Origin of the sequence: uncultured Campylobacter sp., assembly GCF_938045225.1 — a bacterium.
In the GTDB taxonomy this organism is placed as follows: domain Bacteria; phylum Campylobacterota; class Campylobacteria; order Campylobacterales; family Campylobacteraceae; genus Campylobacter_A.
Genome location: NZ_CALINL010000010.1, coordinates 48,550 through 54,612, shown reverse-complemented (window position 1 = coordinate 54,612; position 6,063 = coordinate 48,550). Strand labels below are relative to the sequence as shown.

Below are 6,063 nucleotides of genomic sequence, written 5' to 3'. Positions count from 1 at the left end.
TTCAAATCTCTCTCAAAAGCGCTCGCGAGACGAGCCGAAGCAAGTCTCGCAAGGCAAAATTATTTTATAAATCCGTACAGGTTAGCTAGCACCCAACCCACTGCGCACGAACTAAACACGCCGATAAGACCAGGGATGATAAAGCTGTGATTGATGACGTATTTACCGATCTTAGTCGTACCTGAGCGGTCAAACTGGATTGCCGCAAGGTCGCTCGGATATGTAGGAAGGATAAAGTATCCGTAGCAAGCCGTAGCAAACGCGACGATGATACCTGGATCCACGCCGATCTGAACCGCAAGCGGTACGAATGTCGCAGCAGCTGCTGCTTGAGAGTTTAGGAACTTAGAAATCAGCATACCTACTACGATATACATCCACGGATAGGCCCTCATCACCTCTCCTAGCGAGCCTTTTAGCATCTCGATGTGAGAGTGGAACATCGTATCGGCCATCCAGCTGATACCGTAGATCGCGACAAGCGCAACCATACCGCTGTGGAAAATCTCGTTTTGAGCGATCTTAGCAGCCTTGATGCCTGAGTAGATCATCATGATTGATGCGGCTAGTAGCATGAAAATTTGGATCGTATCGACCATGCCTAGAGGCGCGGTTTTTTTCATAGTATCTTTTACTACGATGCTAGCGTTTGCGACGGTTTCGGTCTTGTCGCCTTTAGTAATAACTACGTTGCCGTCTTGAAGCACGATGGTTTGAGTTACTTTTTTGTCTTTATCTAGGACTTCTACGTTAGTAAATTTAGTAGCATCTTTTACTTTACTGTCTTTTACGTTTGAGACGACTTTGCTACTATCTACGGTAGAGACTACTTGTCCGTCTTTTACGGTAATGTTTTTAACTACTTTTTTATCCACTACGATTTCGATAGATTTACCTGGGACATCGCTAGTCCAGCTAGGGCGAAGCTGTTTATAGTAGCCTAGAACCGCCACGATAGCGATGGTAGCTAGGAATATCCACATTATATTCCATTGCTTTTTAGGCAGATGAACGCCGACTAGCGATTTAGAATCGTCTGAGCCGTAGATGTATTTTCTTTGCTCCGGATCTTTAATTTTTTCTTGAAATTCAGGGTCTTTATCGAGGTCTTTTCCTCTAAATACGGAAAAAGTACCAATACAAAGCACGCCTATGAAGGTAGCCGGAATCGTAACTTTAAGCAAATCTACATAGCTAGTAAAGCCATCGATATGAACGGTGCCCGTGCCTAGCAAAACCGCGACCATAGATACGCCCGCAACCGAAACCGGGCTAGCGATGATAGCTAGCTGAGACGAGATCGTAGTCGCAGCCAGCGGTCTTTCCGGACGGATACCGCTTTTCATTGATACATCATAGATGATCGGTAAAAGTGTATAAACTGTGTGACCAGTACCACATAGCACCGTTAGTGTCCAGCCGCAAATCGGCGCAAGATAACAGACTAGTTTTGGATGCTTTCTAAGCGCTTTTTCAGCGATCTGAAGCATAACATCAAGACCGCCCGCTGCTTGAAGCGTAGCAGATGCTACGACGACGGCTAGGATCGTTAGGATGACGTCTACTGCCGGTTTGCCAGGCTTCATACCGAATGCAAATACCAAGATAACAAGACCGATGCCGCCTAGTACACCTAGCGCCATACCGCCTTTTTTAGCGCCGTAGAACAGACATCCGAGCACTACGATTAGTTGGAGAGTGAACTGAGTGCTTTCACTCAAACTGGTTAGAAATTCCATTTTTTCTCCTTTTTGGAAATTACGCCGCGATTATATAAATATTAAAATTAAATACTAATAAAAAAATTAAAAATACATTTGTAAGTATTAATCATATATTTAACCAAATTTGATGCGCCGCTAGTCAAATTTAATCGATCTAAATGCATTTAAAAGAAAATTTGATATATAATCCTAAGACTAAAAATTAATAAATCTGCTTAAGGAGCAAACATGCAAATCCCTATCGCTTATGGCAAAGATGACCATATAAATTTAAAAATAGACGAAAAAAATCTGCTTGGCATTTTTGACCCAAACAAAGTCGCTAAATTTGACGAAGCGGCGCTTATCGCAAAGGCTTTGGCAAATCCAATAAACCAAAAAAGCTTTGACGAGTTTATCGCAGGCGATGAAAAGATCGTTATCATCGTAAATGACGGCACAAGGCCTACGCCAACTGCTAAAATTTTAAAGCAAATTTATCCAAAACTTCGCGATAAAAATAAAATTTTCATCATCGCCACTGGCTGCCACAGAGAGGGGACGCTAGATGAATACAATATGATATTTTCTAAAGAAATTTACTCAGAGATCAGAGCCAAAAACGAGGTTCATGATCACGACTCAAAGCACGATGAGATGGTATTTTTAGGCGAGTCCAAAAACGGCACGCAGATGTATCTAAACAAAATCGTAGCTGAAGCTAAAAAAGTGATCGTTATAGGTTCAGTCGAGCCGCACTATTTTGCTGGCTACACCGGCGGTAGAAAGGCCTTTTTACCAGGCACTGCCTCATACGAGAGCATCACGCAAAACCACAAACTAGCCCTTAGTCCTGACGCTCAGGCTCTGCGCCTTGAGGGCAACCCCGTGCATGAAGATATGATCGATGCGATGAAGGTGCTTTCAAATATCGACGTATTTTCTATACAAACCGTGCTTGATAGCGAACATGGCGTCTATTACGCAAGTGCTGGCGATCTAAATGATAGTTTTTACGACTGCGTGAAAAAGGCCGATGAGGTCTTTTGTGTAAATATCCCACAAAAAGCCGACATCGTGATCTCGGTAGCGCCCTATCCTATGGATGTCGATCTTTATCAGGCGCAAAAAGCTTTAGATAACGGCAAATTAGCGCTTGCAAAGGATGGAATTTTAATAATGGTCGCAAAATGCCGCACAGGCATCGGTCCAAAACCTTTTTTTGACCTTATGGCATCGGCCGACACGCCAAAAAAGGTGCTTGAAAAGATAAATTCTGGCTTTAAGCTTGGCTACCACAAGGCTGCTAAAATGGCTGAAATTTCGCTCTGGGCGCAGACTTGGGCTGTGACTGATCTAAGCGATGATGAGATGCGAGCCGTGCATCTAAAGCCATACCACGACATCCAAAAGGCCGTGGACGACGCGCTCGCGCAAAAGGGTGCGGACGCTAAAATCATCATCCTGCCGTTTGGCTCGATGACGGTGCCTAAGGCGTAAGTTTGGCTAAAATTTTATATTACGACGCGAGCTGCGGCATCAGCGGCGATATGAATTTAGGCGCGCTGGTGGGGCTCGGAGTGGATTTTGGCTATCTTTGCACCGAGCTTGAGAAATTAAATTTAGCCGGCGAATTTAAGCTAGAGCGCAAAAACGTGTTAAAAAACGGCATCGCCGCGACCAAAATCGACGTCGTTTGCGCGGCAAATCCGAGCCAAATTCCGCTTGGCCTCTTAGGCGCTAAATTTAGCCCGCGTCAAAATTTAAACGGCAAAATTCACAGCGCCGAATTTAGAGCGGATAAGCCCGCCCAAAACCATCCGCGTCCGCGAAATTTCACGCAAATTTTAGAGCTTATCGAGAGCTCTAGCCTAAGCACTTTCGTAAAAAAAACGGCAAGCGAAATTTTTAGCGTTATCGCGCGAGCCGAGGCCAAAATCCACGGCACTAGCGTAGGGCAAGTACATTTTCACGAAGTTGGCGCCGCAGACAGCATCGCGGACGTAGTGGGCGCGGCTATCTGCTTGGAGGCTTTGGGCGCGCCGCAAATTTTTACTTCGCCTATCGAGCTTGGCGGCGGCGTAGCGATCTGCGATCACGGCGCTCTTAGCGTGCCGGCACCCGCCGTTTGCGAAATTTTAAAAGGCGTGCCCGTAAGCCTTGGGCGCGCAAATTTCGAGATGACAACGCCCACGGGAGCGGCGATTTTAAAGGCCTGCGCGGACGAGTTTACGGACGGCGCGAGCTTTAAAATCGAAAAGATCGGCTACGGCGCTGGCGAGCGTGACGCCGCTGGCTTTGCAAACGTGCTTCGCGCGATGATCTGCGAGGCGGATCTAAGCGGCGAAAGCGACAAGTCAAATTTAGGCGCGCGAGCTGGCTACGGCGAGGTTTGCAAGCAAATTTTAATCTCCACCAACATCGACGATATGGATGCCGAGAGCTTTGCCTTTGCCTGCGAAATTTTGCGCGAAAACGGCGCGCTGGACGTATTTAGCCGCTCTATTTTTATGAAAAAGGGGCGCGCGGGCTTTGAGCTAAATGCGCTGTGCCGCGAGCAGGACGCACAAAATTTAAAGGATCTGATATTTACGCACACGACGGCGATCGGCGTCCGCGAGATAGAGGTTGCTAAAACCGAACTAAAGCGCGAGTTTGTGCGTGTGCAGACGAAATTCGGCGAGATAGGGCTCAAAATTTCAGGCAGCGGCCAAACGCAAAAAGCAAAGCCCGAATTTGAGGACTGCAAGGCCGCGGCGCTCGCGCACGGCACGACGATCGAGCGGGTGCGAAAAGAGGCGCTAGAAATCTATGACGAAACTAGAAAAACTAAAGGCTGATCTGCGCGGGCTGGGCGAACTCGCAGTCGCATTTAGCGGCGGCGCGGACAGCTCGCTGCTGCTGCGTGCGGCATACGACGCGCTGGGTGAGCGCGCGATCGGCATAACGATCAGATCGCCCTACATGTCCTCGCGCGAGATCGCAGAAGCCGTAGAATTTGCCCGCATCTACAGCATCAGGCACGAAATTTTAGAGCTCGGCGTCGCGGAGGGGATCAAAGACAATCCAGAAAACCGCTGCTATCTGTGCAAAAAGGCGGTGTTTTCGCGCCTGATAGAGCGCGCCCGTGAGCTTGGCTTTAGCCGCGTCGCAGACGGCACGAACCGAGACGATCTGGGCGAATACCGCCCCGGGCTCAAAGCAAAAGAGGAGCTAGGCGTGCTCTCGCCGCTGATAAATTTAACCAAATCCGAGATCCGCGAGCTCTCGCGCGAGTTAAATTTACCCACTGCCGAAAAACCGGGCTACGCGTGCTTGCTAACGCGCTTGCCGCACGGGCGCGAGATCGATGAGAGCGAGCTAAATTTGATCGAAGCCGCGGAAAATCTACTCATCGCAAGCGGCTACGCAAACGTCCGCGCGCGGTGCGACCGCAAAAATATAAAGCTGCAAATGCCCTTTTCCAGCATGCGAGACTTCCTAAACGATGCAAAATTTAAAAGCGTCGTTAGACGGCTCGTCTCGCTTGGTGCAGCGGAGGTGACGCTCGATCTAAAGGGGCTTAGAGAGGATGTTTTGCATGAGAGAGGGTGAAATTTTAGAGCTTTTCGAGGGGATAAAAAGCGGCCGCGTGAGCGAGCAAGAAGCGCTAAAATACCTGAAAAACTACCCCTACGAGGACGTGGGCTGCGCCAAGATCGACACCCAGCGCGCCCTGCGAAACGGCGCGGGCGAGGTGATCTACGGCGAGGGCAAGACTGATGATGAAATTTTACGCATCGCCGGTGCGATCGGCGCGAGAGGGCAAAATATCCTGATCACGCGCACAAACGAGCAGGTTTTTAAGCTGGTGCGCAAGACGTTGCCGCAGGCGGAGTTTAATGCTCGCGGCCGCGTCATCAGCGTCAAATTTAAAGAGCCCACGCTCACGCAAAGCTACATCGCGATAGTCTCCGCAGGCACCGCAGACGGCGCGGTCGTGGAGGAGGCGTACGAAACGGCGAGATTTCTAGGCAACGACGTGCGCAAATTTAGCGACGCGGGCGTGGCGGGACTGCATAGGTTGATCGCAAATTTAGATCAGATACGCGGCGCAAAGGTCGTGATCGCGGTAGCCGGCATGGAGGGTGCGTTAGCTAGCGTGCTGGCTGGTCTTGTTAGCGTGCCCGTGATCGCGGTGCCCACCAGCGTGGGATACGGAGCGAGCTTTGGCGGGCTGGCGGCACTGCTAGCGATGCTAAACAGCTGCGCAAACGGCGTTAGCGTCGTAAATATCGACAACGGATTCGGCGCCGCGTACAACGCGAGCCTGATAAATCATCTCTAAATTTACGCCCGCGCGCGAGGCAAATTTAACGGC

The 6,063-nt window shown here is 49.4% G+C and carries 5 protein-coding genes; 4 read left to right on the top strand and 1 reads right to left on the bottom strand.

All coding sequences use genetic code 11. The annotated features are described in order from the left end of the window. Positions 1–59: 59 nt before the first annotated feature. Positions 60–1,739, bottom strand: a complete 1,680-nt coding sequence (locus tag Q0200_RS00765) for an anaerobic C4-dicarboxylate transporter (RefSeq protein WP_297936653.1) — start codon at positions 1,737–1,739, stop codon at positions 60–62. 213 nt (positions 1,740–1,952) lie between these two features. Here Q0200_RS00765 and larA point away from each other — a divergent pair, with 213 nt between their 5' ends. The 4 genes from larA to larB are packed head-to-tail and all read left to right on the top strand — an operon-like array spanning position 1,953 to position 6,030. Next, complete coding sequence (gene larA, locus Q0200_RS00760) at positions 1,953–3,203, top strand: nickel-dependent lactate racemase (RefSeq protein WP_297936651.1); 1,251 nt, start codon at positions 1,953–1,955, stop codon at positions 3,201–3,203. 2 nt (positions 3,204–3,205) lie between these two features. After that, positions 3,206–4,543 carry a nickel pincer cofactor biosynthesis protein LarC gene (gene larC / locus Q0200_RS00755; protein ID WP_297936649.1) on the top strand — a complete coding sequence of 446 codons (1,338 nt, stop codon included), beginning with the start codon at positions 3,206–3,208 and terminating at the stop codon, positions 4,541–4,543. Further along, entirely contained in the window at positions 4,515–5,297 is a 783-nt protein-coding gene (gene larE / locus Q0200_RS00750; protein WP_297936647.1) for an ATP-dependent sacrificial sulfur transferase LarE, read from the top strand. Before larC ends, larE begins: the two co-directional genes overlap by 29 nt. Next, entirely contained in the window at positions 5,284–6,030 is a 747-nt protein-coding gene (gene larB, locus Q0200_RS00745) for a nickel pincer cofactor biosynthesis protein LarB (RefSeq protein ID WP_297936645.1), read from the top strand. The genes larE and larB overlap by 14 nt, the downstream gene beginning before the upstream one ends. Positions 6,031–6,063: the final 33 nt, after the last annotated feature.

Coding starts and splice junctions, on each gene's coding strand:
- Q0200_RS00765 (WP_297936653.1), bottom strand. CDS start 1,739: ATGGAATTTCTAACCAGTTTGAGTGAAAGCACTCAGTTCACTCTCCAA.
- larA (WP_297936651.1), top strand. CDS start 1,953: ATGCAAATCCCTATCGCTTATGGCAAAGATGACCATATAAATTTAAAA.
- larE (WP_297936647.1), top strand. CDS start 4,515: ATGACGAAACTAGAAAAACTAAAGGCTGATCTGCGCGGGCTGGGCGAA.
- larB (WP_297936645.1), top strand. CDS start 5,284: ATGAGAGAGGGTGAAATTTTAGAGCTTTTCGAGGGGATAAAAAGCGGC.